The following is a 24,254-nucleotide window of genomic DNA, read 5'->3' as shown; positions in this document are numbered from 1 at the left end:
ATGTCGAAGGTAAGCGAGATCATGGAAAGCATGGAATACGGCCCCGCGCCCGAGGATGCATCCGCCGTCCGCGACTGGCTGCGCGAGCGTGGAAGTTTTGGTCATTTCATCGCCGGACGCTTCACCCGCCCGGGTGAGACCTTTGCAACCCGCGACCCCTCGACCGGAGAGGAACTGGCGCAGGTCACGCAGGGCACTGCCCGCGATATCGCCAAGGCGGTTCGCGCCGCGCGCCGGGCACAGCGGGGCTGGGCGGCGATGCCGGGGCATGACAGGGCGCGTTTTCTTTATGCCATCGCCCGCACCATCCAAAAGCGTGAGCGTTTCCTGTCGGTGCTGGAGACGCTGGATAACGGTAAGCCGATCCGCGAAAGCCGCGATATCGACGTGCCGCTGGTCGTGCGGCATTTCTATCATCACGCAGGGTGGGCCGAACTTCTTGAAAGTGAGTTTCCCGGCCATCTTGCCCTTGGTGTCTGCGGCCAGATCATCCCGTGGAACTTTCCACTGCTGATGCTGGCCTGGAAAGTCGCGCCCGCGCTTGCTGCTGGCAACACTGTGGTGCTGAAACCTGCTGAATATACACCGCTGACTGCGCTGGCCTTTGCTGAAATCTGCGCCCATGTCGGCCTGCCCGCAGGGGTCGTGAATATCGTGACCGGTGATGGAGAGACCGGTAACGCGCTGGTTCAGGCCCCGGTCGACAAGATTGCCTTTACCGGCTCGACCGAAGTGGGGCGGGGGATCGCCCGCGCCCTTGCCGGATCGGGAAAACGGCTGACGCTGGAACTGGGCGGCAAATCGCCCTTTGTCGTGATGGAGGACGCCGATCTTGATGCCGCTGTCGAGGGCGTCGTTGATTCCATCTGGTTCAATCAGGGGCAGGTCTGCTGTGCAGGTTCGCGCATTCTGGTCGCCGAATCCGTTGCCGGCCGGTTCGAAACGCTGCTCAGGGCGCGGATGGAAAAGCTGCGACTTGGTGCCCCGCTTGATAAGTCTACGGATGTCGGCGCGATCGTCGATCCGGTGCAAAAGGCCCGCATCCTGAGCATCCTTGATCGTGCGACTGCTGCCGGGGCTGAACTTGTCGGGGGGGATGCTGCGCCCGGCTGCTTTATAGCGCCAGGCTATCTGCGCAACATTGCCCCCGCCAACCCCGGCATGATCGAAGAGATATTCGGGCCTATCGCGACGCTTTCGACATTTCGTACCCCCGATGAGGCGGTAGAGCTGGCGAATAACACCCGCTATGGGCTTGCCGCATCGGTCTGGTCGGAAAGCGCGACAGTGGCCACCGATCTGGCGGCGCGGATCAAGGCAGGTGTGGTCTGGGTTAATTGCGCCAACACCTTTGACGCTGCCGCGCCTTTTGGCGGGGTGCGCGATTCAGGCTATGGCCGCGAGGGCGGGCGCGAAGGGATGCTCGATTATCTTTCTGTCCCGGTCTCTGCGCCGCGCGAGACGGCACCGGCCGGAATCATCCCGGCCGAGGGGCAAGCCATCGACCGTACAGTCAAGCTTTACATCGGCGGCGCGCAAAAACGCCCCGACGGCGGTACGAGCTATGCCGCACAGGACGAGCTGATCCCGCTTGGTAACCGCAAGGACATCCGCAACGCGGTCGAGGCGGCGCAATCGGCGCTGGCGAAATGGCAGGGCCTTGGAGGTCATGGCCGGGCGCAGGTGCTGTATTTCCTGGCCGAGAATCTTGCTCAGGCGCGAGCCGAGTTCGCGGGCTACGCCAGTGTGGATGAGGTTGATGCCGTCATCCGCCGCTGTTTCTTCTATGCGGGCTTTGCCGACAAATATGACGGCGCTACGGTCTCGGCACGACCCGGGCATCTGTGCCATGTCCAGCCAGAACCGCATGGGGTCATGGGTCTGATTGCGCCAAATGCCGCGCCTTTGGCCGGGTTCATGTCACTGGTGCTGCCGGCCATCGCCATGGGCAATGCGGTGGTTGCCATCCCAGCGCAGGACAGGCCGATGGCGGCACTGACGCTGGCCAAGGTTCTGGCCTGTTCGGATGTACCGGGCGGGGTGGTCAACATCGTTACCGGTCCGCGTGATGCGCTGGCGACGGCGCTTGCCGCGCATGACGGCGTTTCGGCGATCTGGCACGCGGGGCAGGGCGAGGGGGTTGCCGAGGTGCAGCGCACCGCAGCCGACACCCTGATTCCGGTCTGGACCCCCGGTCCCCGCGACTGGGGCGATCTGCACGCGCAGGGCCGGGAGTTTCTGCGCGCAGCCAGCCGCACCAAGACGATCTGGCTGCCCTATGGCGCGTTGCCAGCGGGCACCGGCAGTGCGGCCTATTAAGGAAAAACGCATGTATATCCCGTCGCATTTTCAGGAAGTCGACCCCGCAGAGATCGCCGCGCTGATTGAGGCGGCGCCCCTGGCCTGTATCATCGCCGAGACCTCTGAGGGGTTGATTGCCAATCACATCCCGCTGCTTGCCGGGTCCAAGGGTGTGCTGATCGGTCATGTCGCGCTGGCCAATGACATGCATCGGCTGATCACCGAAGGGCAGGAGGTGCTGGCGATCTTTCGTGGCGAGGACGCCTATATCTCGCCGAACTTCTACCCTTCGAAGCCCGAGCATCATCGGCATGTCCCGACCTGGAACTATCGCGTGGCGCATGTCTATGGCCGCGTCAGTTTTCAGCATGATGAGCGGGCCAGGCGTGCGGCAGTCGGTCTGCTGACCCGCTATCATGAAAGGCGGCTGAACGGGGAGAATGCCTGGCGCATGGCCGATGCGCCTGCCGATTACATGCAGCAGATGCTTGGCGGTATTGTTGCACTGCGCATCTCGGTCACCCGGACGCTGGCAAAATCCAAACTGAGCCAGAACCGCGAGGCCCGGGACTATCTGGGCGCGGTTGCCGGGCTGCGCGACAGCGGCCATGACGCGCTGGCCGATCAGATGGTCAGACGCCTGCCCGGCGAAAGCTAAGGGGCAGGCGCCCGTCTTTTCAGGCCGAGCGCAGCCAGTTCAGCCCCGCCTCGGTCGAGGTGCGGGGCGTGTATTCCGCGCCGATCCAGCCGCGATAGCCCGAGGACCTGATGGTGTGCAGAAGCTCGGGAAAGTCGATGTCGCCCCGGCTTGGCTCGTGTCGGCTGGGCCAGTCTGCGATCTGGACATGACGCACATGGTCGGCCATGCGCTGCCAGATGGCAAAAGCGTCACCATGGATCATCTGGGCCTGATACACGTCGAACTGCAGTCCCAGATTGGGCGCAGAGACCTCTTCGAGGATCTCGGCGGCCAGATCGAAACTGTCCAGGAAATATCCCGGCATGTCTGTGCTGTTCATCGGCTCGATGGTCAGGCTGATGCGTGGGTCGTGCGCCGAGGCCCATTTGAGGTTCTGCACAAAGGTGCGGCGCGCCTCTTCTCCGCTGGCTTTGCCGCACATGACATGCAGATGGTGTACGCCCAGGACACGGGCAAAGCGCAGCGCGCGGTCGAAATCGCTGCGAAAACGCGCCATGTTGCCCGGCTCTGCTGCAAAGCCGCGCGGTCCCCCGGCCCAGTTGGGCGGCGGGGAGTTCATCAGGACGAACTCCACCCCTGCGGCCCGTGCGGCCTGCGTCAGGGAATTCGCGGCGATGTCATAGGGATACAGGATCTCGACCCCGCTGAACCCAGCCTGCTTTGCAGCAGTAAAGCGTTGCAGCATGGGCAGTTCAGTAAACAGATATGTCAGGTTGGCGGCGAATCGCGCCATGGTCAGGGCTCCAGAGGAAAAGCCGTCCCTCCCGAGTGCACTTCCATACGCCCGTTTTCTCCGGGCATAGCCGCATCGGCTAGTCGGTAGAATGTCTTGCGGTCGATCAGTGCCCAAAGACCGCGGCGAATGTGAACGTAGGGCCGGGGCTCATCTGGCGTCCCGCGCATCTCGATCGCATGCTCGGGGCCAGCGACCACCCGGTCGCCAACGTTCGTGGTAAAGGTAATCTCCTGGTCGATTTCGGCATCAACGGCGATGAAGGGCGCGTCGGCCACGCGGATGCCGACCTTTTCGACCGGAGTTACCAGAAAGTAATCGTCACCCTCACGCTTGAGGATCGAAGCGAACAACCGGACCATCTCGGGTCGCCCGATGGGCGTTCCGTTATAGAACCAGCTGCCGTCAGCCCGGATCTCCATATCAAGGTTGCCACAGAATGGCGGATTCCACAAATGCACAGGAGGCGGACCCTTTTTCGCGGCGCGGCTGGCTGCCGCGGCGATTCCGGCCGCATCGCTCACAGTATTGTCAGTCTTTTCCTCCATTCCCTGTGGACCCTGTCACACCTGCCTTTATGTTGTCCTAGAACAGAAACGAGGCGTTGTCATGGCCGAGAATGAGAAACTGGTTTCAGAAGTCCAGATGCTGACCAATCGGCTGTCCGAGGCGCGCGCCAGTGTCGAGCGCCGTTTTGTCGGTCAGCACGCGGTTGTCGAGCAGGTGCTGGCGGCGATCCTGTCGGGGGGTCATGCGCTGCTGGTCGGGCAGCCGGGGCTGGGCAAGACCATGCTGGTCGATACGCTTGCCACCGTCCTTGGGCTGGGCAACGCGCGGATCCAGTTCACCCCCGATCTGATGCCGGCCGATATCCTTGGCTCTGAAGTGCTGGACATCCGGCCCGACGGCTCTCGCGCCTTTCGCTTTATCGAGGGGCCGGTCTTTACCCAGCTTCTGATGGCGGACGAGATCAACCGCGCAAGCCCACGGACCCAATCTGCGCTGCTGCAGGCGATGCAGGAAAGCGAGGTCACGATCGGGGGCGAACATCGCCCGCTGGGCCGGCCCTTTCACGTGCTGGCGACCCAGAACCCCATCGAGCAAGAGGGGACCTATCCGCTGCCCGAGGCGCAGCTTGACCGTTTCCTGTTGCAGATCGACGTGGATTACCCCGACCGCGACACCGAACGCGCGATCCTGCTGGCCACGACCGGGGTTGATCAGGGGCAGGCGCATGCGGTCTTTGATCCAGCCGGGCTTGTCGCGGCGCAGGGGCTGATCCGGCGTATGCCGGTGGGCGAGACGGTGCTGAACGCGATCCTCGATCTGGTGCGCGCGGCCCGTCCCGGCGCACCCGAGGCGCCGGGCTGGATTGCCGATACGCTGGTCTGGGGGCCGGGGCCGCGCGCCGCGCAGGCCCTGACGCTGGTGACACGGGCGCGGGCGGCGCTGAACGGTCGCTTTGCCCCGACGCTTGATGATGTCGCTGCCATGGCTGCCCCGGTGCTGCGTCACCGTATGGCGCTTAGCTTTGCGGCCCGCGCGCGGGGCGAGACGGTCGAGGGCGTTATCACGCGACTTCTCGACGACCGGATGCGGGCGGCAGCGTGAGCCGGTCCGCCGGACAGCTTCGCGCACGGGCTGAGGCAGCCACTGCAGCCCTGCCGGCACTGATGCTGTCGGCCGAGAGATTGGCGGCTGCGCTGGTGCCCGGCGCACATGGCCAGCGCCGCGCCGGCACGGGCGAGGACTTCTGGCAATACCGCCCCGCCACCACCGGGGACACAGCGCGCAGCATCGACTGGCGGCGCTCGGCCCGGTCGGATGCGCAATTCGTCCGTGACCGCGAAGCGCAGGTTGCCCAATCGGCTGCGATCTGGATCTCGGCGGCGGCAGGGATGGATTATGCCGGTAGTGCCGAGCGTCAGACCAAACGCGACCGTGCCGAACTGCTGGCGCTGTCGCTGACCATGGCGCTGCTTTCCGGAGGAGAGCGGGTGGCGCTGGCCGGTCAGCCGCCACGTCCCGGACGTCTGCAGGCCGACCGCATCGCCGAGACACTGGTCACGCGTCCCACACTTGATCGCGACGATGACGCCCCGCCTGTCGAGGCGCTGCGCCCGGGCCAGCGGGTGATCCTGTTTGACGATTTCCTTGGCGATCCACAGCCGGTGCTGGACTATCTGGCCCGCGCCTCGGGGCTGGGGGTGCAGGGTGTCCTGATGCAGGTGCTTGACCCGAACGAAGAGGCGTTTCCGTGGCGTGGCGCGGTGTTGTTCCGCTCGGCCTCGGGGGCGATCGGGCATGATACCCGCGACGCGGCAGGACTGCGCTCTGCCTATCTGGCGCGGCTTGCCGAACGGCGCGAGACCTTGTCGCAGGCCGCGCGCACGGCGGGCTGGCATTTCGGCACACATGATACCGGGGCTGCGCCCGCGCAGGCGCTGCTCTGGCTCTGGTCTGTCCTGGAGGGCTGATGCTGCTTCTTGGTCCTCTCGGCTTTCTGACGCCCTGGATCCTGATCGGGCTTGCGGCGCTGCCGGTGCTGTGGCTGATCCTGCGTGCCATGCCGCCCACGCCGAAACTGGTGCGGTTTCCCGGCACACGGCTGCTCTTGGGTCTCAGGGATCCGCATCCTGTGGCGCGGCATACGCCGTGGTGGCTGTTGTTGTTGCGGGTGCTTGCGATTGGGGCGCTGATCCTTGGGGCAGCCGGGCCGGTCTGGAAGCCGTCGCCCGAAGGCGCGGGGCAGGGGCCGTTGCTGATCGTCATGGATGCCGGCTGGGCCGCCGCGCCCGACTGGCCGCAGCGTCAGGCCCGTGTCCTGCGCGCGCTGAGCCGCGCCGAGGCCGAAGGCCAGCCCGCGGCAATGCTGATCGCAGATGGCCGGGCCGAAGGTGCGCTACCTTTTCAACCCGCTGGTGAGCTTGCGGGACCGCTGCGCGCCCTGCGTCCCGCCGCGTGGGAGACGCGCTATCCCCCGGACCCCGAGGCGGCACTGGCGGCGGCGCCTTCGGGCCTGTCGGTTCTGTGGCTTAGCGATGGTCTTGACCATCCCGATCAGGCCAAATGGCTGGCGGCCCTTACTGCGCGGGGCAATGTCACCGTGGTTCCGCCCGAGGGTCCGCGCCGCGCGCTTGAACTGGTGCCGGGCGATCAGCCTGCCCTGCGGCTGCGTACTACCGCAAGCGGGGCGGATGCGCCGGACGTGTTGGCGATCGGCGTTGATCCCCAGGGCACGCCGCGTGAACTGGCCCGCTTGAGCCCAGCTGACCCTGTTGCTGAGGATGGCGTGACCACGCGGCTGGTGCCGATCACGCTGCCTTCCGAGTTGCGCAACCGCATCACCCGGTTTGAGGTCGAGGGGAACGCCTCGGCCGGGGCGGTGGTGCTTGCTGACGATTCGCTGCGCCGACGCAAGGTGGCGCTGATCGGCGATGACCGGGCAAGCGAGGGTCAGCGCCTGCTGTCGCCGCTGCATTACCTGCGCCGCGCGCTGGCCCCGACCACCGATCTTATCGAGGGCGGCCTGGGTGACGTCTTGCTGGCCACGCCTGATGTGATCGTGCTTGCCGACCAGCCTGGCCTTGGCGAAGCACCCGCGTTGCGCGACTGGGTCGAACAGGGCGGGCTGCTGATCCGCTTTGTCGGGCCGCGCATGGCCGCGTCGGAACGGTTAAGTGATGAGCCGCTTTTGCCCGTGCGCCTGCGGGCCGGGGGGCGGGATGTCGGCGGCGCGCTGGCCTGGGGCGAGCCGCGCGGGATCGAGCCATTCGCCCCGGACGGACCATTTGCCGGGCTGGAGGTTCCGGGCGACGCGACGGTGCGCGCCCAGTTGCTGGCCGAGCCTGCCCCCGATCTGGCAAGCCGTACCATTGCCCGGCTGACGGATGGAACGCCCTTGGTCACTCGTGCGTCTTTGGGTCAGGGACAGCTTGTGCTGTTTCACACCACCGCAAACGCGGAATGGTCGAATCTGGCGATTTCGGGGCTGTTCGTCGAGATGCTGGACCGGCTGGTGCGTAGCGCCCGCGTCAACCGCCCTGCAGCGCCCGAAACCGATCAGGCCGAGCAGCCCTTCTGGACGCCTGAACTGGTGCTGGACGGTTTTGGCCGTGTGACCGAGGCCGAGGCATCCGCTCCGGTCGCGGCCGCTGATTTTGCGCGGGGTCCCGCGCCGGGTGCGCCAGCCGGGCTTTATCGCGGCGGCGAACGGCTGAAGGCGTTGAATGCCGGCGGACCGATCCGCCCGGCGAACTGGCACGGCGCACGGATCGAGCGTGGCACCGAGACACCGGGCCTTGCCCTGCGTGGCTGGCTCATCGCGCTGGCGGCGGCGCTTTTCGCGCTGGATGCGCTGGGCAGCGCCTGGCTGGCGCGCGGCAGGCAAAGGGCACTGGCATGAGACCGCGGCTGCTTTTTTCGCTGCTGATCCTATGGGTGACTGCGGTTTCCGCGCAGGAAGAGCCCGATCCAAGGCTGGTCCGAGCCGCCGACGAGGTTGCGCTGGCCTATGTCATCACCGGAGATGCCGAAGTTGATGCCGCCTCTGAGGCCGGATTGCGCGGGCTGTCGCAGGTCCTGACCGCCCGCACGACTGTTGAGCCGGGTGAGCCGATCGGCATTGATCCCGACCGGGATGACCTGTCGCTGCTGACCTTTTTGTACTGGCCGGTGACGGGCACGCAGGCGCCGCCTTCGCCGCAAGCCTATGTGCGGCTGAACCATTTCCTGCGCTCGGGTGGGATGATCCTGTTTGATACCCGCGACGGCGATATTGCGGGGTTGGGCGGGCCAGACGGTACGGCGGCATTGCAGGCATTGGCCGCGCCGCTCGATATTCCGCCGCTGGCCCCTGTCCCGCAGGATCACGTCCTGACCCGCAGCTTTTACCTGCTGCGGAATTTTCCCGGCCGCTACCTTGACAGCGATGTCTGGGCAGAGGCCCCGCCCGCGGGTGCCGAGGCTGCCGAGGGTGCCCCTTTCCGCAATCTTAACGATGGCGTTTCTCCGGTCCTGATCGGCGGAAATGCCTGGGCCGAGGCCTGGGCTGTGGACGACAACGGCCTGCCCATGTTCAGCGTCGGGGCTGGTTTCGAGGGCGAACGCCAGCGCGAGATGGCCTATCGTTTCGGGGTCAACCTGATCATGTATGTGCTGACCGGGAACTATAAATCCGACCAGGTCCATGTGCCTGCACTGCTTGACCGGCTGCGCGAGGAAGAGGAGGTCGTGCAATGAACGGCCTTGCATTTGATCCTCTGCTGCCATGGCCGGTGATCGGCGCTCTGGCCGTGCTTGCGCTGTTGGTGGCGCTGTGGTCGGTGTGGCAGGGTTTACGTGGCTGGCTGTGGCGCGGGGCAGCGGGGTTGGCTGTGGCTGCTGCCCTGGCCGGGCCGGCACTGGAATCGGGTATTCGCAATAAGCTTTCCGATATCGTCATCCTGCTGGACGACCGCAGCGCCAGCCAGTCCTTGCCCGGACGGGCGGCACAGACAGACGCAGCGGTGGATGAGCTGACGCGCCAGCTTACGGCACTGCCTGATACCGAGATCCGCCGCATCACCGTTGCAGATGATCCCGACGGGACGCTGACTGGCGCGGCGCTGACCCGCGCTTTGGCTGCTGAGCCGCAAGGCAGGGTTGCGGGGGTCATTGCCGTGACCGACGGGCTTGCGCATGACGCGTCGATGGTGCCTGCTACCGCTCCGGCCCCGGTTCATGTGCTGCTGACCGGGCAAGAGACCGACTGGGATCGCCGTCTGGTGATCGAAGAGGCCCCCGCCTATGGGCTGATCGGCCAACCCGTCACCATTCGCCTGCGCATCGAGGATCAGGGTGCCGTGCCGGACAGCGTTGCCCAGACCCCCGCGCGGCTGCGCATCATGCTGGACGGCGAGGAAACGCGCAGTCTCGATTTGCCACCCGGCGTGACGCTGGATCTGCCGGTTGTGCCGAAACATGCCGGGCAGAACGTGGTCTCGATCTCGTTCCAGGCACCACAGGCGGATGTGCCAGAGCTGACCGACCGCAACAATGCCGCAGCGGTGCAGATTCAGGGCGTGCGGGACCGGCTGCGCGTGCTTTTGGTGTCAGGTGCGCCGCATCCCGGTGAAAGAACATGGCGCAACCTTTTGAAATCAGATGCGAATGTGGATCTGATCCATTTTACTATCCTGCGGCCACCGGACAAGATGGACGCCATCCCGGTCGAGGAGCTGTCGCTGATCGCCTTTCCGACGCAGGAACTTTTCATGCAGCGGATCAGGGATTTCGACCTGATCATCTTTGACCGCTACCGGGTACGGGGCATCCTGCTGCCCCAATATTACGACAATATCCGCCGTTATGTCGAAGAGGGCGGGGCGATTCTGGTCTCGGCCGGGCCCGAGATGTCCTCGGTCGAAAGCCTGAACCTTTCGCCTCTGGGGGCGATCCTGCCCGCGCGTCCGACGGGGCGGATTTATGACCAGCCCTTTCTGCCGCGCCTGACCGAAGAGGGCTCGCGCCACCCCGTCACCTCGGATCTGCCCGGCGCTCCGGTCGAAGGGGCCGAGCGGAGCTGGGGGCGATGGCTGCGCATGTCCGAAGTTATTCCCGGCCCGCGCGCGCAAGTGGTGCTGAGCGGGGCCGATGATGCGCCGCTGTTGCTGCTTGGCCGCGTCGGCAAGGGGCGGGTAGCGATGCTGACTTCGGATCAGGTCTGGCTGTGGGGCCGGGGGTTCGAGGGGGGCGGGCCGCAGCTTGAACTGCTGCGCCGTATCGCCCATTGGTCGATGAAAGAGCCCGATCTTGAGGAAGAGGCGCTGCTTGCCGATGTCGGTCCCGGCCTTGCGGTCACGATCACCCGCCGGACGATGGATGTCTCGGCCGGTCCGGTCCGCATTACCCATCCCGATGGCAAGAGCGAAGAGATTCCCCTGACCGAGGCAGGACCGGGCCGTTTCACCGCGCATTGGACTGCGCCGGGTCCGGGCCTTTACCGGTTGGCCGAGGGCGAGATCGAGCGGGTGCTGGCCCTTGGTCCCGCCGCACCTTTGGAATTTGAGGAAACGGTGGCTTCGGGCGCGGCTCTTGGTCCCTTGGCCGAGGCGACGCGGGGCGGGGTGCTTCGGCTTTCAGAGGGTGTGCCCGCGCTGCGTACCGTGCGCGAGGGGCGGCCTGCCCATGGTCAGGGCATCGACCGGCCATGGATCGCGATCACCCCGCGCGAGGCGGCATCGGTCAGCGGCATGACCCACCGTCCGCTATTGCCGGGCTGGGCATGGCTGGTGCTGATCGCGGGGCTTGCGATTTCCGGCTGGCTGGCCGAAGGACGCGGGCGGTTGCGCGGCTCGGCCTGAGGCCGCGCATCGCTGCCGCGAAACTTGCCAAGAACGCGCCCCGTTGCTAGGCAAATGGAAACATTTCAAGAGGACCGCATGGCTGCCGACGAGACTGCCTATATCCCTCCGACCGAAGTCGATCTTGCCATGATCAAGCGGATCCTGCCGCATCGTTACCCCTTCCTGCTGGTGGATCGGGTGCGCGATATCGTGCCGGGCGAAAGCTGTGTCGGCGTCAAGAATGTGACATCGAACGAGCCGCATTTCGAAGGGCATTTCCCGCAGGAACCCGTCATGCCTGGCGTCTTGATCATCGAGGCCATGGCGCAATCGGCGGCGGTTCTGGTCGGCACGACGCTGAACCTCGCCGACAAGGGCATGGGTACTTATTTCATGTCGATCGACAAATGCCGCTTTCGCCGCAAGGTGGTGCCGGGCGACGTGCTTGAGCTGCACATGAAGACCCTGCGCGGCGGTGGCAAGATCTGGAAATTCGAAGGCCGGGCTATGGTCGGAGGCGAGCTTGCCGCCGAGGCCGAGGTCATGGCCATGCTGAACCGTGGCGAGAATGGCTGAGACATTGATCCATCCCTCGGCTGTCGTCGATCCCGCCGCGCGGATCGGCGAGGGTTGCGAGATCGGCCCGTTCTGCGTGATCGGGCCAGAGGTCACGCTGGGGCCGCGCGTGGTCCTGAAATCGCATGTGGTCATCGCCGGCGAGACCGCGATTGGCGAGGAAACCACGGTTTTCCCCTTTGCCTCGCTGGGCGAGGTGCCGCAGGACCTCAAATTCCGGGGTGAGCGTACCCGGCTTGAGATCGGCGCCCGAAATCGTATCCGCGAATATGTGACCATGAACCCCGGCACCGAGGGTGGCGGCGGCGTTACCCGCATCGGCGATGACGGGCTGTTCATGGCGGGCAGTCATGTCGCCCATGATTGCCACATCGGCAACCGGGTAATTCTGGTCAACAACGCCTCGGTCGCCGGCCATTGCGTGCTTGAGGATGACGTCATCGTCGGGGGACTGTCCGGCGTTCACCAATGGGTGCGTATCGGGCGCGGTGCCATGATCGGTGCGGTGACCATGGTGACGGCGGATGTGATCCCCTTTGGCCTTGTACAGGGCCCCCGCGGGCATCTGGACGGGCTGAACCTCGTCGGGCTCAGGCGTCGCGGCGCGTCGCGCGACGAAATCCATGCGCTGCGCGAGATGTTGGGGCAATTGGGGCAGGGCAGTTTCCGCGACACCGCCCGCCATCTGGCCGAGGGCGAGACCACGCCCATGGTGCGCGAGGTGCTGGATTTCATCCTTGGCCCCTCGGACCGCAGTTTTCTGGCGCCGCATCCGTGAGACCTGATCCATGAGCCGCATCGCCCTGATTGCCGGCGAGGGCCGGCTTGCCCCCGCCATCGCCGCCGCGCTGGACCAGCCCTTGGTCTATGCGCTGGACAATCTGAAACCCGAGGTCGAGGCCAAGCCCTTTCGCCTTGAACGTCTGGTGCCCTTTCTGGACGAACTGACCGATCAGGGCGTGACGCAGGCGGTCTTTGCCGGTGCGATCCGCCGCCCCAGGATCGAGCCCGAGCTTTTTGACCCGCGCACGCTTTCGATCGTGCCGCGCATCCTGATGGGGATGCAATCGGGCGACGATGCTGCATTACGCGCTGTGCTTGACGTGTTCGAAGAGGCGGGCATCGCCATCCGCTCGGTCGATCAGATCCTGCCCGAACTGGTACCGGGGGAAGGGGTGCTGGCCGGTGAGCCCAGCCCCCGTGATCAAAAGGACGCTGCACGCGCGGCCGCAATCGTCCGGGGTCTTGGCTCGCTTGATATCGGGCAGGGTGCGGTGGTTGCTCAGGGGCTGTGCCTTGCTGTCGAATCGCTGCCAGGCACACAGGCAATGCTGGAGTTTGCGCGTCTGCATGCCGGGCTGAAACCCGATCCGAACGGGCCGGGTGGCGTTCTTTACAAGGCGCCCAAGCCCGGACAGGACCGTCGTATCGACCTGCCGACCGTCGGCCCCGACACCGTCAATCAGGCTGCCGAGGCCGGTCTTGCCGGCATCGTGTGGGAGGCGGGCAGCGTCATCCTGCTGGAACGGGATGAGACTGTGCGCCGGGCCGAGGCTGCGGGTCTGTTTCTGTGGGCGCGCGGCGCTGACGGGTAGCGGGGACAGGAACCTGATGCCTGCCTTTGCGTTGCCCCAGAACCCAAAAGATCGCGCCGCAAAGACAAGGGCGGGGAATGCAGGCGGTGCCCTGTGTCCTCGATTCCATGGCCTTGCAGCGCGCGGAGCGAAGCGATGAAGTTCTTCATGATCGCGGGCGAGCCGTCCGGTGACAATTTGGGCGGGGCGCTGATGGCCGGGCTGAAAGAGCTGGCGGCCCCCGGGGTCGAATTCATGGGCGTTGGCGGGCCTGCCATGGCTGCCCAAGGGCTTGTGAGCCGCTTTCCGATGGAAGAGCTTAGCCTTATGGGCCTGTGGGAGGTGCTGCCGAAATATCGCGCCCTGAAAGAGCGGATTGCCCAGACGGCCCGAGCCGTGGCTGAGGCACAGCCTGATGCGCTGATTACCATCGACAGCCCGGATTTCTGCCTGCGTGTGGCGCGTCAGGCGCGCGCGCTGAACCCCTCATTACGCACCATCCATTATGTCGCCCCCTCGGTCTGGGCCTGGCGTTCGGGTCGGGCCCGCAAGATGGCGCAGGTGATTGATCATGTGCTGGCGATCCTGCCCTTTGAGCCGCCGCTGATGCAGGCCGCAGGGATGAGCTGTGATTTTGTCGGCCATCCGATCGTTGCCGATCCCGTCGCGGGTAAGGCCGAGGCGGCGGCATTCCGTGCTGCGAATGGCATTGCGCCTGATGCGCCGCTGGTCCTGTGCCTGCCCGGATCACGCCAAACCGAGGTCAGCCGTCTTGGTCCGCGCTTTGACGAGGCGCTGATGCGGTTGCGCGACCGGGTGCCCGAAATCCGGGTGGTGATCCCGACCGTGCACGGGGTTTCGGCGCTGGTACATGATATGGCGCGGCGCTGGCCCACCGCGCCGGTCGTGGTCGAAGGGGCCGGGGAAAAGCGCGCGGCCTTTGCTGCAGCCGATCTGGCGTTGGCGGCCTCGGGCACGGTCAGTCTGGATCTGGCGGCGAATAACGTGCCGATGGTGATCGGCTATGATGTTGCGCCGCTTAGCCGCTTCATCATCGGGCTGATGCTCAGGACGGATACGGTGACGCTGGTCAATCTGGTCAGCGAAACCCGCGCAGTGCCGGAATACCTGGGCCGCAACTGCCAGCCGGGGCCGATGTCGCGGGCGCTTTACCGGCTGATCGAAGACCCCGAGGCGCGGGCCGAGCAGTTTGCCGCCATGGGCAAGACCATGGAGCGGCTGGGGCGCGGCGGCGAGGCCCCGGGCCTGCGCGCCGCGCGTTCGGTTCTGGCCGCGATCAGTTCTGGGCCGCGACCACGATGATCTCGACCTTGTAATCGGGCGTCGCCAGCGCCGATTCGCCCGTGGCACGGGCCGGGGCATGGCCGGGGGCAACCCAAGCGTCCCAGACGGCGTTCATTTCAGCGAAATCGGCCATATCGGCCAGCCAGACCTGCGCCGACAGGATGCGGGTCTTGTCCGAGCCGCATTCGGCCAGCAGCCGGTCGACCTGGGCCAGCACCTCGCGGGTTTGCTCGGTCACCGATTCGCCGGGTTTGCCGACCTGACCGGCCAGATAGATGGTGCCGTTGTGGATGACGGCCTGGCTCATACGGGGGCCGGTCTCGATGCGCTTGATCTCGGACATGAAGGATCCTTTCGGGTTGGGCTGGCGTCAGAAGAGCCGCCAGAAGAACACTGCCGTCATGCCAAAGCCGATGGCCGCAATCAATGCTCGCAAGGCAGGGATCGGGATGCGCCGCGCCACCGGCGCACCCAGATAGCCGCCCAGAATCGTGCCGACACTCATCACCGCCGCTGGTTTCCAGGCGACCTGACCGCCAGCGGCAAAGATAGCAAACGAAATTACCGACAATGCGAATGACAGCCAGTTCTTAAGCCCGTTCATCTGGTTCAGCTCGGTCATGCCCCAAAGTGCGAACAACGCCAGCAGCACGATGCCAAGCCCGCCGTTGAAATAACCGCCATAGATCGCCACGGGCACCATGGTTCCGGCGCCAAAGGGGGCCACGGCGTTGCGGCGCCGTCCCGCCCATTCCCGCACTTGCGCGCCCCAGATAAAGACCGAGGTTGCTGCCAGCAGCAGGAACGGCACCAGCACCGCGAAAGCCTCGTTTGAGGAAACAAGTAGCAGGCAAGAACCGGCGATGCCTCCGATCACCGTCCAGAAGGTCAGCCGCAGCACCAAGGAGCGGTCGATCTGGGCGATTTCGCGTCGGAACCCCAATGCGGCCGAAAGATAGCCGGGCAGCGCCGCGACCGTGCTGGTTGCATTGGCCGAAACGACGGGTACTCCGCTGGCGACCAGCGCCGGAAAGGTGATGAAGGTACCGCCCCCCGCAACAGCGTTCAGCATTCCGCCAAGAAAGCCGGCGGCAAGCATCAGCAGGATATCGGTCATGGGCAGGGCTCCGGACAATGGGGGGCATCCCTGCCTAGCTGCCCGGCCGCAGATGGTCCAGCACCCCCGGCAACATGCACGCGCATTCCGGGTGCGGCTACATCAGGCGGGTCATTTTGCAGGGAATGACTGGTGCTGCAGGAGAGGATTGAACTCTCGACCTCACCCTTACCAAGGGAAGTCGCAAGTTGCTATTTCCGCCCGCCATTCATTGACTTAAGGGGTTTCCGGCCAGGGCGGTGTACGCGAGATGTACGGATCAGAGCTCGTACTTCGCTGTCCGGTGTCTCGTTGTGAGCGTAGATTCGATCTGGCAGAGCGGGGTTCGCCCAGCGTCCAGCTTTGGCTGCTGTGATCGGGTCCAGCCCCTGCCTGACGCGCAGTTCGGTGTAGAACCCATGACGGCCGGCGCTATGGGGTGGAAGATAATCAATGCCGGCGTTGGTGCAGGCCGTGCGCCACGCCTTAAGAGGCCCGTTGTGCCCGGCATAACCAAACACACGCGGGTCCATAATCGTTCCGCGCCGTCGATCTTTCGGCCTCTTCGGTGGCAGGTTGGCCAACTTTATCGCCATCTCAGGGCTGATCGACACCCATTGCGCAGGGTGACCCTTGCTGGCGGGCAGCATCACGCGCAGTTGCTTCAGGTCAATATCATGCGGTCTTAGTGCGACCGCCTGGCCGATCCGCGCGCCGGTTTCAAACATAAATTCCGCCAAGGCAGCGAGATACGGGCTAGCGTGTGCGCTGAACTGGTCAATCCACTCCCAGCTGCCCGGTCGCCGCTCCGGTCGGCTCAACTTGTTCCGCGCTTTGTCTTGTGCGACGCGCTCCGCGGTCGAAAATCCCTTGATCCTGATCGGTGGGCACTTCCCTTCGTCATGGGCATTATTGATCACCGCCTTGATCGGAGTGATCACCTGACGCACCCATGTGTCTGTACTGGCTGCTGGGTACAGCTTTTGCGCCAGCGCGCGGACCTGACGTGGCGTGATCTGAGCGCACGGGGTTTCGCCAATCTCGGGCACAATTTTCAGCAGATAACCAGCTTCCTTAGGTTTTGCGGGATAAAGCAGGACAGCCTCGGCGAAGGTGATAGGGCTGTCCTCGCCCAGCAGGTGTCGCCTTACCTGTCGCTCTTCTTCTTCCCGGCACCATTGCCATGCGCCAGCTTCTGAAGATGCGCCAGTGCTCCGGCGGTAGTAGCCGGTGATGGGAATGCCGCTATATTCGACCCTGCCGCGCGCCCACCACGATGTGCCACGCTGGTACGGTTCGAGCGGCATTCAGCTTTCCTTTCCGACAGAATCTGGTCTAGTTGCTCAGGTGTGATGATCATCGCGCGGCCCAGCTTATGGCAAGCCCCCAGCGCGTTGGCTCGCTGGCGCAACGTTCTGGCGCTGATGGGAAGTCCTCGGGCCGCCATGATCTCGACCCATTCTTCAGGTGTTTTCCCTGTGTCGAGTATCACGCCGTCCTCCTGATCTGGTCGATGGCATAGCCGCCCCATTGCTCAGCCATGGCGCGGGCGAGGCCGGGGAAAAACCGGGACCGCAGCCGCTTTCTGTCCGGGCCGGGGGTGGCATGGTGGACCTCTGGCCGTGCTGTGGTGCCGTCCAGCGTGCCGGTCGGTGTCAGTGCTGGCAGGCCGCGCAGCCAGAGGCAGGTGCGTTTTTTCACGTTGTCAGGGCCGTTCTCGTCGGTCCCGAACTGCCACGGCTGAATGCTCTGCGCGAAGGGCTGATAGCCCCGGATGCGGGCCTTGGCGTGCTTGTGCATGACCGGGTTTTCGATAGCCACGCGCGGGATCGGCGCGTTCCAGCAGTCCGAAAACAGGTCCGCGCCTTCGTCCAGCAACCGCCACATGATGCGGAGCCGGGTATCGCGATCAAGTCGGTGCCATGCTGCCCGCTCTTCGGCCGTCGCCTCGTCAGGTGCGTTGGTCGGTGGCTCGGTCAGCCAGCGCACGCCACTGTTTGTCAGGCGAGTGCAGGGCGGGTGCATGACGGCGAGCAGATCCCATCCGTCATGTAGCAGGCCGCGAACGTCACCGATGATGTGGCGATTGCTGCCATCCTCGGCATGTTCCAGGTCACAAGACCATACATCATGGCCGAGTGCTGCAAATGCTCGCCGGACGATGCCGCTGCGCTCACAGCCGATCAGCACGCGTAGGGGGCGATCACGCATCGACGGCCTCCCCCAGATAGCAGTCGATCTGGCGCTTGGCGGTATCGAGGTCCGGGGCCATGCCGTGCGCATCGGTCTCCTCGTGCGTCCACTCATAGGGTGCGCCGGGCACCTCTGCGCGGCGGATCGTGATGCCGCGATAGGTCAGCGGCAGGATGATGCGATCAGTCATGCGATCCTCAGCGGCTTGTGGTCTGGTCCGTGCTGGGCGATCTGCTCGCGCAGGTCGTCGATATGCGCCTGCGCGTCCTCGATATCGTCGAACTCATAGGGCCAGCAGGGGCTATCCTGATCTGCGATATCGTCCGTCCAGAAATCGAGGATGTCCGCCAGTGTGGCGGCGTGTTCGGGGCAAAAATTGCAGTCGTCGGCGGGTTGAAATTGATCCCCGGCGCGGATGGGTTTTCCGCAATCTTCGCAGGTGTATAGGTGTTCGCGCTCAGTCACGGCTGGCCTCCCCGCTGGACAGGGCGCGCAGGGCGATCAGCCCAAATGTCACGGTCTGGTCGATCAGGTCTGAGTTAGCCCAGCGGTTCCCGTTCTCATCGCGGCCTGACATATTCAGGTCGCGGATTTCGTTAAGGGCGCAGACTGCTGCCGCGACCGTCTCGCTGATTTGGGGCGGGTGGTTGGTCAACTTTGCCTCGCCGAACCCGGCGTTGAAGCCATCTTTCCACGCCTCGTCCAATTCATCCTCGGTCGGCTCCGCCTCTTGCGCGGTGACGGGCGCGTCCGCCTCCCGCCGCCCGATCAGTTCGCGCTTACCAGCAGAGTTGGGGCGGCTGATTATGCCGTCAGCTTCGATCCTCTCAACTATGCGCGCGGCGGCATTCGATTGATGCTGCGACCGCAGTCCTGATGCGTCGGCGTCATAGATGCGCGTCATCCCGCACTTTGTCAGCAGGCGTTTGCCGTTGTGCTCCACCTCTGCTAGTGGCGCCTTGGGGTCAAAGCCATCTGCCCGCATAGCATAATGGATCTGACACCCCGCCACGATCATGTCGCCGATGGAAACGTACCAGTTGGTGCTGTTGCGGTTGGTCTTGATGCCGAGCGCCGTCTCTGCATCAACAACGGCGTTCACCGTTCCCCACACGGCCCGATAATTCTCACCATCGGGTGCGAAGAACCAGTTGTCCGTGGTGATGAGGTACTTCTGACCCGGCATAATCATGGAGCCACCTCGCCCTCGGGGGCGGCGGGAAGCGGTGACGGGCGCATGCCGCTCGACATACTCGGCCTCTCCCTGCACCGCGTGGTGGTCGCTCAGGTGGCGGGTGAGGCGAGGGGTGGTGTCGTTGAGGATGCTCATGCGTCCCTCCATGAGATTTCGAGCCAGACGTCCACAAACTGGCGCTCCTCGCTGCGGGAGGTGACTGCATAGCCCGCTTCCTTCAACGCTTCGCTGACGCCCGGTGTCCGGAACTGGATGCTGTAACCGCTTGAAATCGTCAGATCATGCGGGACGCGAAGTTCCTTTGCTCCTTTGAAAGCCGCTTCTCGGATCATCTTGTCCAGCCGATCCAGCACGGCAGGGGCTTGCAGAGCCGGATCAAGCGAGCGGGCCTCTGCGGCGGTGATGATGCTGGTCATCCGGCATAATCCCAGCAGTCAATGTCGCCCTCGGCGCAGGATTCCGGGCCGTCCTTGCGCTGATCGGGATCCGCCCAATAGGTCGGTGCGACCTCCCGGGCATATTCCTCGATCGATGATCCGTCAGCAAATTCAGGACCGGCGATCAGAACCATATGGTTCACGAACCGCTCTATGAACGCCTCCCGGGTGAGTTCCATTTCGTCCGGCATGTTGATATCTCCCGTGACCATTCGGGATGGCCGCCCTGCAGGGCGGCGCACCGGAAGGGTCAGGAGAAGCGCCCCATGTACACCGGCAGGCCGGTTTCCTCGCTGGCCGTGGTGGCAATCTGCGTGAAATGGGCGCGGCGCTGATATTCAACGCGATGCCATTGGAACCCTAGGCCGACAGCGCCCCCGCCCATTGCGCGCCATCTGAACAGGCATGTCAGGGCCTCTGGTTCCTCGCCGTTGTAAATCGGGATCAGGAGAGTGAACTTCTCGGGGATGATTACCCCTTCCTGAACCTTGCTTTCGTTCTCGAACAAAAGCTTGCGGTCGCCATTGTCCAGGCGCACCGACGACTTGTAGGTTTGGTTGACCGTCGCTTCAAAGTCGCGACTGATCTCGATCATGGTCGCGGCCTCGGGCGTTTCCACATCAACGCTGTTTTCTTCGAGAAAGCGCGCGAATTCGGCCTGCGGATGAATCTTGCCCTCCATCTCATCCCAGCGGGAAAACTCCTCAGACGGGCGCAGTGCGAGCGTCACAGCATGCGCGTTGTGGCCGGGTGACGGGAATTGTTCGCCCTGATTGTGCTCGTGCCAATCGAGGCGGGCCGAGATGGTCAGAGCGTCGAAATCCGCGATGATGATTGAGCGATCGGACTTGTAGCGGTTGGCATAGGCCGACAGCGATACGCGATCATCAACCGTGACATTCTGGCGGACCCGGGACGGCAGGCGGTAAGGATCGGTGATGTCGTGAAGTTTAATGCGTTCGGGCAGTGCGACATGCGTGCGCCCATCCGGTCCGCTGATCACCGGTGAGGCGATCCGGGCAGCTTCGATTGCGGCGTCAAGGGCACCGCTCGGGTTGGTGCCTTCGATCGTTGTCTGTGTCATGGTGGCTCCTTTGCCGGTTGGGGGTGATCAGGCTTCGCCAGAGCGTCGGCGCTCCAGTTCGTCCTCGAAATCCATCTGATTGGGGTCGCGCCGGGTCAGCCGACCATCATCGGTGGCGAAGTAGATGCCGGTGCCCATGCTGCGCGTGGGCTTCTTGATCGTGATATCCGGCACCACTTCAAGCTGGCCGGCCTTGTTGACCTTAATGCTGACCTTCATCGACAGGCTGCCGCCGTTTCCGGTCTCGCGGATCGCCTCGACCAGCTCGGTCAGCTTCTGGTCGCCGGTTTCCAGCAGTTCGCCCCGGCGGAAGCTCTGGATGAATTCGAGGAAGTTGAGTTCGTGTCGGGCCATGGCTTCTCCTTTAAGTGCCCGGAACCGCCGGGCGCGGTGTTGGGGGAAAGGTGCTGGCCGCTCCGGGCATGTAAGGGAGGAACTCGAACCAGAGCGGCCAGCCAGTTTGGGTGCGACAAGCGATCAACGGCACCCATCTCGTGCAGAGGCGTTACAACGCCTCCGAAATCGTGACCCATCCCGCATCACGCGCCTGCGCGGCAGTGGGCGCGAGGAAGTCAATGGCGGCGCGCTGGTCGATATGGCCGATCAGCAGTCCGGCGACGAATCCGGCCAGCGCCAGAAATGCGATCCAGAAAGGGGCTTTCGCCCACAGCCGCGGCTCAGCAATCTCGGCGTCAGCGCTGTCGAAAAACTCATTGTCCGGTAAGGGCCTGCGCCGGTGCGCATCGCGATACGCGATCTCATGCGCCTCGGCGAAGGCGCGGCGCAACCGGGCCGGGTGAATGGTGCGGGAGGGGATCATACTGATTCGCCCCCTTCAATTTCAGCCATAGCTGAGCGGATTGCTTCGGTGTCAAAGCGAACGCGCGTGGTGATATCGGTTGCCAAACCGACAAAGTTTGCCGGGTCAGGCGTCCCCCCATCAATGATGCGCGTCACGGCAGCCAGTCTCCACGCAGCGCCGACCAGCAAATTGGCTACGAGAGAGGCGCCAACCATCGGGTCGGACCCCGCATCTTCGAACCGCATGGCCAGCGTCGTCGCAAAAGCATCGACCCCCGCCACCATGCCATTGAAAAGCGCCGCCTCTTCAGCACTGGGGACGAAGCCGGGATAGTCCGGCGGTGTGTCATTAAGTTTGTCTTGGGTTGCTGTTGTCACCAGAGGTCTCCCATTCGGCGGGGTGCCGATGGGATTATGAATAGGTGTGAATTATCACACGGTCAAGAAAAAAGATGTGAAATATCACACCTCACATTTGGGCGCTTGATTCGCGCCATCCATCTTCTGGGTTGATGGATAGGCGGATACTTGCCTAGCTTTCGCCATATGTTCCTGCGAGTCGGAGGGGTGATGGGGACCTTAGCAAAGCTGGGTGGCGCGACTGAGTATCAACTGCTATTGGCACTCATTGCTCTGACCCCGGAGACCGAGGAAGGCGCAAAATTGCCTCTGCAAGTTGCTCTTGCTCGGCTTGATCGTATTGCGACAGGATCTCTAAAAGTTTCGGGGCAATAGCTTTTTGAGGCGCGTCACCTGTTAACATATCCAGCGTTACGGAAAGCGCTTTCGCTAGATTGTACGCTGTGGATAGTTTTGGGCTTTGCGCGCGTCCTTCCAACAAGTCCTGCACCGCGCGGCGATTCATTTGGGCGCGCTTTGACAGGCTGGCGGGATTGAGCCCTTGAGCCTTCATCTCGGCTTCTAGCCGAAGTCGGAAGATTTGGTTCACGTCAGCCATCAGCCTTGGATAGCCGTGTGAGGCATCACATGCGAATGTGAAGTTTCATCTTGCGCGGTGTGACAGATCACACTATCCATTTGGGTATGAGTGACGCACATTCTCTTCTTTCCGAGATGGAGGCTGCCGCTGCAGACCTCGGCATTTCCGTCAGTACGCTTGGGCGGCTTTCCGGTCAGGGCGGGCGCTTTCACGAGAGATTGCGCTCTGGCAGTCGCGTTTGGCCCGAAACGGTCGAGAAAGTTCGCGCTGCGATTGCTCGGGAGCGGTCCCGGCGCAACGATGCTCCCGAGGGCGCGGCATGACTGTGCATCATCCCGCGCCCTCTTTCCGTACTGGTGATCGTCCGTCTGCACGCGGACACAACAGCACAGGATCATCTGAAATGTCTTTCCGAAAGTGCGGGGGCGAGGAAGCCGAACGCGCATGGTTTGCCGGTCTGCTTTGGCGGGCTTTCCCAGAGGCGAGGTCGGAGAACGATCTGGCCGAGCTTGCCGCAGATGTTCTGACCTCGGACAGCAGGCCGGTGACGCCCAGAACGGTGCGAAACTGGCTGCGCAGGGAGAACGCGCCGCACTTTCGTTATGTGCTCAAGGTGATCGCGCTGGTTGGCGCTGAGGCCGTTTTTCAGGTCATCGACCCGGAGGTGCAGTAATGCGGCTCTGGTGGCGTATCGCTCAGCGTTATTACGAGGCCCGCTGCCGGCGGGCCTTGCGGCTGGCCGGGGTATCTTCCGCATCTGCCGCTCATTTCAAATCGCAGTCGGAAAAGTTTTTCCGCAAGATCAAGGGGGCGCGAAAGCAATGACGCAGCCGCGCAAGTTTGATGTGCCGGGATATGACAGCGCCCGCCACGCCGCTGAGGTTCTGGGTGTGGCGATCCAGACCATCCATCGGCACGTACGCGATTACGGTGATCTGTCGCGTCTGGAAAAGCAGCCGGTCACGCTGATCCCGATGCCGGATGGCAGCACCGTCGCGAGCTATACCGACGCCGCTGTCCGGCTGGGTGTGAGTGAGGGCTGTATCCGGCACCACATGCATCGCCATGGGCACCTGCGCCTCGTCGGCAGTGACCGCCGGGTGAGGTCGATGGAAGGCGAGCGGGGGAGGCGCAGCATTGCGCTGCCTGAACTGCCCGGTCTGGAAATCAATCTCTCTGATCCGCGCCCCGAGACGGCGCCGCGCGCAGGGCTGATTTCTGTCCGGCCTCGCGCCGCGGCGCGCCGTGTCGATGTTGATGCGGTGATCGAGACCATCCGCCAGTGCCGGGATGAGGTTCTGGCCGAACGTGAGGTGGCGGGATGAACCAGAACCGCAGCGCCGCTGTCATGCAGCAGCGTGTCGAGCCCCATCACAGCCTAGATGATTTCCCGACCCCGCCTTGGGCAACGCGGGCGCTGTGTCAGTGGCTTGGTGGCGTCGAAGCTCTGAGCCATCTGCTCTGCCGCGAACCCGCAGCGAATCGGGGCTATATGGTCGCGCCGTTGCGAGAGTACTTTGCCGATGTCGATGCGTCTGACGTGCATGACTACGGGGTCGGTTTTCCTGTCCGCGATTTCATCGGCATGGAAATTCCGGGCCGGGTGGACTGGACTATCACCAATCCGCCATTCAGGCTGGCCGAGCAATTCATCGCCCGCGCGCTGGATACCAGCGAAAAGGGGGTGGGAGTGATCGTCCGAAGCGCCTTCACCGAGGGCGTCGGACGGTATCAGCGGCTTTTCAGCCTCTGCCCTCCAACCGATATCCTGCAATTCACCGAGCGCGTGGTGATGCACAAGGGGCGGCTGTCACCTACGGGCAGCACGGCCACGGCCTATTCCTGGCTGGTCTGGGACAAGAGTGCCGCGCACACCTGCCGGTTCGGCTGGATCGCGCCGTGCCGCAAGGAACTTGAGCGCGACTCCGATTATCCAAACGAGCCCGCCGGGATGATCGAGCGGGTGCTTTCATGAGAACGCATCGGGACCGGCA

The 24,254-nt window shown here is 64.1% G+C and carries 28 protein-coding genes and 1 pseudogene; 13 read left to right on the top strand and 16 right to left on the bottom strand.

Features of this window, described 5'->3' with window-relative positions:
- Both F8A10_RS07920 and F8A10_RS07915 read left to right on the top strand, forming a co-directional pair.
- Positions 1-2,319, top strand: coding sequence for an aldehyde dehydrogenase family protein (locus F8A10_RS07920; RefSeq protein WP_152367066.1), 2,319 nt, complete (start codon positions 1-3; stop codon positions 2,317-2,319).
- A gap of 10 nt (positions 2,320-2,329) precedes the next feature.
- Positions 2,330-2,959: an FMN-binding negative transcriptional regulator gene (locus tag F8A10_RS07915; RefSeq protein WP_152367065.1), complete on the top strand. Its 630-nt coding sequence runs from the start codon at positions 2,330-2,332 to the stop codon at positions 2,957-2,959.
- Positions 2,960-2,978: 19 nt separating this feature from the next.
- On the opposite strand, the gene F8A10_RS07910 is transcribed toward F8A10_RS07915, so the two are convergent.
- Both F8A10_RS07910 and F8A10_RS07905 read right to left on the bottom strand, forming a co-directional pair.
- Positions 2,979-3,734 (bottom strand): hydroxypyruvate isomerase family protein, encoded by a 756-nt coding sequence (locus tag F8A10_RS07910; protein WP_010395809.1) that lies wholly within the window; start codon positions 3,732-3,734, stop codon positions 2,979-2,981.
- 2 nt (positions 3,735-3,736) lie between these two features.
- Positions 3,737-4,282: a DUF1285 domain-containing protein gene (locus tag F8A10_RS07905; RefSeq protein WP_010395807.1), complete on the bottom strand. Its 546-nt coding sequence runs from the start codon at positions 4,280-4,282 to the stop codon at positions 3,737-3,739.
- A 61-nt stretch (positions 4,283-4,343) separates the two neighbouring features.
- Here F8A10_RS07905 and F8A10_RS07900 point away from each other — a divergent pair, with 61 nt between their 5' ends.
- From F8A10_RS07900 to lpxB, 8 genes and pseudogenes are all read left to right on the top strand, one after another.
- Entirely contained in the window at positions 4,344-5,345 is a 1,002-nt protein-coding gene (locus tag F8A10_RS07900) for an AAA family ATPase (RefSeq protein ID WP_010395805.1), read from the top strand.
- Entirely contained in the window at positions 5,342-6,211 is an 870-nt protein-coding gene (locus F8A10_RS07895; RefSeq protein ID WP_152367064.1) for a DUF58 domain-containing protein, read from the top strand. The genes F8A10_RS07900 and F8A10_RS07895 overlap by 4 nt, the downstream gene beginning before the upstream one ends.
- Positions 6,211-8,975 (top strand): annotated as a pseudogene (locus F8A10_RS07890) (DUF4159 domain-containing protein). The gene F8A10_RS07895 and the pseudogene F8A10_RS07890 overlap by 1 nt, the downstream one beginning before the upstream one ends.
- Positions 8,972-11,077 (top strand): hypothetical protein, encoded by a 2,106-nt coding sequence (locus tag F8A10_RS07885; protein ID WP_152367063.1) that lies wholly within the window; start codon positions 8,972-8,974, stop codon positions 11,075-11,077. Before F8A10_RS07890 ends, F8A10_RS07885 begins: the two are co-directional and overlap by 4 nt.
- Positions 11,078-11,155: 78 nt before the next feature.
- On the top strand, positions 11,156-11,635 hold the full coding sequence (gene fabZ / locus F8A10_RS07880) for a 3-hydroxyacyl-ACP dehydratase FabZ (protein ID WP_050804181.1): 480 nt from the start codon (positions 11,156-11,158) through the stop codon (positions 11,633-11,635).
- On the top strand, positions 11,628-12,413 hold the full coding sequence (gene lpxA, locus F8A10_RS07875) for an acyl-ACP--UDP-N-acetylglucosamine O-acyltransferase (RefSeq protein WP_010395798.1): 786 nt from the start codon (positions 11,628-11,630) through the stop codon (positions 12,411-12,413). Before fabZ ends, lpxA begins: the two co-directional genes overlap by 8 nt.
- A gap of 10 nt (positions 12,414-12,423) precedes the next feature.
- Entirely contained in the window at positions 12,424-13,230 is an 807-nt protein-coding gene (locus tag F8A10_RS07870) for an LpxI family protein (protein WP_010395795.1), read from the top strand.
- 135 nt (positions 13,231-13,365) lie between these two features.
- Positions 13,366-14,532, top strand: coding sequence for a lipid-A-disaccharide synthase (lpxB, locus tag F8A10_RS07865; RefSeq protein ID WP_152367062.1), 1,167 nt, complete (start codon positions 13,366-13,368; stop codon positions 14,530-14,532).
- Here lpxB and F8A10_RS07860 read toward each other — a convergent pair.
- The 14 genes from F8A10_RS07860 to F8A10_RS07795 form a co-directional block, all read right to left on the bottom strand.
- Positions 14,507-14,857 (bottom strand): RidA family protein, encoded by a 351-nt coding sequence (locus tag F8A10_RS07860; protein WP_010395792.1) that lies wholly within the window; start codon positions 14,855-14,857, stop codon positions 14,507-14,509. The two genes, lpxB and F8A10_RS07860, sit on opposite strands and share 26 nt — an antisense overlap.
- 27 nt (positions 14,858-14,884) lie before the next feature.
- Positions 14,885-15,631, bottom strand: coding sequence for a sulfite exporter TauE/SafE family protein (locus tag F8A10_RS07855; protein WP_152367061.1), 747 nt, complete (start codon positions 15,629-15,631; stop codon positions 14,885-14,887).
- 191 nt (positions 15,632-15,822) lie between these two features.
- On the bottom strand, positions 15,823-16,917 hold the full coding sequence (locus tag F8A10_RS07850) for a tyrosine-type recombinase/integrase (RefSeq protein ID WP_152367060.1): 1,095 nt from the start codon (positions 16,915-16,917) through the stop codon (positions 15,823-15,825).
- Positions 16,918-17,098: 181 nt separating this feature from the next.
- Positions 17,099-17,821, bottom strand: a complete 723-nt coding sequence (locus F8A10_RS07845; protein ID WP_152367059.1) for a hypothetical protein — start codon at positions 17,819-17,821, stop codon at positions 17,099-17,101.
- Positions 17,814-17,993: a hypothetical protein gene (locus F8A10_RS07840; RefSeq protein ID WP_152367058.1), complete on the bottom strand. Its 180-nt coding sequence runs from the start codon at positions 17,991-17,993 to the stop codon at positions 17,814-17,816. The genes F8A10_RS07845 and F8A10_RS07840 overlap by 8 nt, the downstream gene beginning before the upstream one ends.
- Positions 17,990-18,268, bottom strand: a complete 279-nt coding sequence (locus F8A10_RS07835; RefSeq protein WP_152367057.1) for an LIM domain-containing protein — start codon at positions 18,266-18,268, stop codon at positions 17,990-17,992. Before F8A10_RS07835 ends, F8A10_RS07840 begins: the two co-directional genes overlap by 4 nt.
- Positions 18,261-19,133, bottom strand: a complete 873-nt coding sequence (locus F8A10_RS07830; protein ID WP_152367056.1) for a hypothetical protein — start codon at positions 19,131-19,133, stop codon at positions 18,261-18,263. Before F8A10_RS07830 ends, F8A10_RS07835 begins: the two co-directional genes overlap by 8 nt.
- Positions 19,130-19,414: a hypothetical protein gene (locus F8A10_RS07825; protein WP_152367055.1), complete on the bottom strand. Its 285-nt coding sequence runs from the start codon at positions 19,412-19,414 to the stop codon at positions 19,130-19,132. Before F8A10_RS07825 ends, F8A10_RS07830 begins: the two co-directional genes overlap by 4 nt.
- Entirely contained in the window at positions 19,411-19,626 is a 216-nt protein-coding gene (locus tag F8A10_RS07820; RefSeq protein WP_227493360.1) for a hypothetical protein, read from the bottom strand. The genes F8A10_RS07825 and F8A10_RS07820 overlap by 4 nt, the downstream gene beginning before the upstream one ends.
- A 59-nt stretch (positions 19,627-19,685) precedes the next feature.
- Positions 19,686-20,519 carry a DUF2303 family protein gene (locus tag F8A10_RS07815; protein WP_152367054.1) on the bottom strand — a complete coding sequence of 278 codons (834 nt, stop codon included), beginning with the start codon at positions 20,517-20,519 and terminating at the stop codon, positions 19,686-19,688.
- A gap of 27 nt (positions 20,520-20,546) precedes the next feature.
- Positions 20,547-20,873: a hypothetical protein gene (locus F8A10_RS07810; RefSeq protein WP_152367053.1), complete on the bottom strand. Its 327-nt coding sequence runs from the start codon at positions 20,871-20,873 to the stop codon at positions 20,547-20,549.
- A 151-nt stretch (positions 20,874-21,024) separates the two neighbouring features.
- On the bottom strand, positions 21,025-21,339 hold the full coding sequence (locus F8A10_RS07805) for a hypothetical protein (RefSeq protein WP_152367052.1): 315 nt from the start codon (positions 21,337-21,339) through the stop codon (positions 21,025-21,027).
- Entirely contained in the window at positions 21,336-21,698 is a 363-nt protein-coding gene (locus F8A10_RS07800; protein ID WP_152367051.1) for a hypothetical protein, read from the bottom strand. The genes F8A10_RS07805 and F8A10_RS07800 overlap by 4 nt, the downstream gene beginning before the upstream one ends.
- 247 nt (positions 21,699-21,945) lie before the next feature.
- Entirely contained in the window at positions 21,946-22,278 is a 333-nt protein-coding gene (locus F8A10_RS07795) for a helix-turn-helix domain-containing protein (RefSeq protein ID WP_152367050.1), read from the bottom strand.
- Between the two features lie 385 nt (positions 22,279-22,663).
- Here F8A10_RS07795 and F8A10_RS07790 point away from each other — a divergent pair, with 385 nt between their 5' ends.
- The 3 genes from F8A10_RS07790 to F8A10_RS07780 all read left to right on the top strand — a co-directional run bounded on the left by F8A10_RS07790 (position 22,664) and on the right by F8A10_RS07780 (position 24,235).
- The gene (locus tag F8A10_RS07790) at positions 22,664-22,933 is read left to right on the top strand and encodes a hypothetical protein (protein ID WP_152367049.1); all 270 of its coding nucleotides are present in this window, start codon (positions 22,664-22,666) and stop codon (positions 22,931-22,933) included.
- Positions 22,934-23,081: 148 nt separating this feature from the next.
- Positions 23,082-23,585: a hypothetical protein gene (locus tag F8A10_RS07785; protein ID WP_152367048.1), complete on the top strand. Its 504-nt coding sequence runs from the start codon at positions 23,082-23,084 to the stop codon at positions 23,583-23,585.
- A complete protein-coding gene (locus F8A10_RS07780) occupies positions 23,582-24,235 on the top strand; it encodes a methyltransferase (protein ID WP_152367047.1) in 654 nt (217 codons plus the stop codon). The genes F8A10_RS07785 and F8A10_RS07780 overlap by 4 nt, the downstream gene beginning before the upstream one ends.
- Positions 24,236-24,254: the final 19 nt, after the last annotated feature.

Origin of the sequence: Paracoccus kondratievae, assembly GCF_009301415.1 — a bacterium.
GTDB classification, from domain to species: Bacteria; Pseudomonadota; Alphaproteobacteria; order Rhodobacterales; family Rhodobacteraceae; genus Paracoccus; species Paracoccus kondratievae.
The sequence above is the reverse complement of the archived record's forward strand: the minus strand, read 5'-3'. Positions and strand labels throughout refer to the sequence as shown.

Excerpts from the sequence above, each read along its gene's own strand:
- F8A10_RS07920 (WP_152367066.1), top strand. The coding sequence starts at position 1 with ATGTCGAAGGTAAGCGAGATCATGGAAAGCATGGAATACGGCCCCGCG.
- F8A10_RS07915 (WP_152367065.1), top strand. The coding sequence starts at position 2,330 with ATGTATATCCCGTCGCATTTTCAGGAAGTCGACCCCGCAGAGATCGCC.
- F8A10_RS07910 (WP_010395809.1), bottom strand. The coding sequence starts at position 3,734 with ATGGCGCGATTCGCCGCCAACCTGACATATCTGTTTACTGAACTGCCC.
- F8A10_RS07905 (WP_010395807.1), bottom strand. The coding sequence starts at position 4,282 with ATGGAGGAAAAGACTGACAATACTGTGAGCGATGCGGCCGGAATCGCC.
- F8A10_RS07900 (WP_010395805.1), top strand. The coding sequence starts at position 4,344 with ATGGCCGAGAATGAGAAACTGGTTTCAGAAGTCCAGATGCTGACCAAT.
- F8A10_RS07885 (WP_152367063.1), top strand. The coding sequence starts at position 8,972 with ATGAACGGCCTTGCATTTGATCCTCTGCTGCCATGGCCGGTGATCGGC.
- fabZ (WP_050804181.1), top strand. The coding sequence starts at position 11,156 with ATGGCTGCCGACGAGACTGCCTATATCCCTCCGACCGAAGTCGATCTT.
- lpxA (WP_010395798.1), top strand. The coding sequence starts at position 11,628 with ATGGCTGAGACATTGATCCATCCCTCGGCTGTCGTCGATCCCGCCGCG.
- F8A10_RS07870 (WP_010395795.1), top strand. The coding sequence starts at position 12,424 with ATGAGCCGCATCGCCCTGATTGCCGGCGAGGGCCGGCTTGCCCCCGCC.
- lpxB (WP_152367062.1), top strand. The coding sequence starts at position 13,366 with ATGAAGTTCTTCATGATCGCGGGCGAGCCGTCCGGTGACAATTTGGGC.
- F8A10_RS07860 (WP_010395792.1), bottom strand. The coding sequence starts at position 14,857 with ATGTCCGAGATCAAGCGCATCGAGACCGGCCCCCGTATGAGCCAGGCC.
- F8A10_RS07855 (WP_152367061.1), bottom strand. The coding sequence starts at position 15,631 with ATGACCGATATCCTGCTGATGCTTGCCGCCGGCTTTCTTGGCGGAATG.
- F8A10_RS07850 (WP_152367060.1), bottom strand. The coding sequence starts at position 16,917 with ATGCCGCTCGAACCGTACCAGCGTGGCACATCGTGGTGGGCGCGCGGC.
- F8A10_RS07845 (WP_152367059.1), bottom strand. The coding sequence starts at position 17,821 with ATGCGTGATCGCCCCCTACGCGTGCTGATCGGCTGTGAGCGCAGCGGC.
- F8A10_RS07840 (WP_152367058.1), bottom strand. The coding sequence starts at position 17,993 with ATGACTGATCGCATCATCCTGCCGCTGACCTATCGCGGCATCACGATC.
- F8A10_RS07830 (WP_152367056.1), bottom strand. The coding sequence starts at position 19,133 with ATGAGCATCCTCAACGACACCACCCCTCGCCTCACCCGCCACCTGAGC.
- F8A10_RS07825 (WP_152367055.1), bottom strand. The coding sequence starts at position 19,414 with ATGACCAGCATCATCACCGCCGCAGAGGCCCGCTCGCTTGATCCGGCT.
- F8A10_RS07820 (WP_227493360.1), bottom strand. The coding sequence starts at position 19,626 with ATGCCGGACGAAATGGAACTCACCCGGGAGGCGTTCATAGAGCGGTTC.
- F8A10_RS07815 (WP_152367054.1), bottom strand. The coding sequence starts at position 20,519 with ATGACACAGACAACGATCGAAGGCACCAACCCGAGCGGTGCCCTTGAC.
- F8A10_RS07810 (WP_152367053.1), bottom strand. The coding sequence starts at position 20,873 with ATGGCCCGACACGAACTCAACTTCCTCGAATTCATCCAGAGCTTCCGC.
- F8A10_RS07805 (WP_152367052.1), bottom strand. The coding sequence starts at position 21,339 with ATGATCCCCTCCCGCACCATTCACCCGGCCCGGTTGCGCCGCGCCTTC.
- F8A10_RS07795 (WP_152367050.1), bottom strand. The coding sequence starts at position 22,278 with ATGGCTGACGTGAACCAAATCTTCCGACTTCGGCTAGAAGCCGAGATG.
- F8A10_RS07790 (WP_152367049.1), top strand. The coding sequence starts at position 22,664 with ATGTCTTTCCGAAAGTGCGGGGGCGAGGAAGCCGAACGCGCATGGTTT.
- F8A10_RS07785 (WP_152367048.1), top strand. The coding sequence starts at position 23,082 with ATGACGCAGCCGCGCAAGTTTGATGTGCCGGGATATGACAGCGCCCGC.
- F8A10_RS07780 (WP_152367047.1), top strand. The coding sequence starts at position 23,582 with ATGAACCAGAACCGCAGCGCCGCTGTCATGCAGCAGCGTGTCGAGCCC.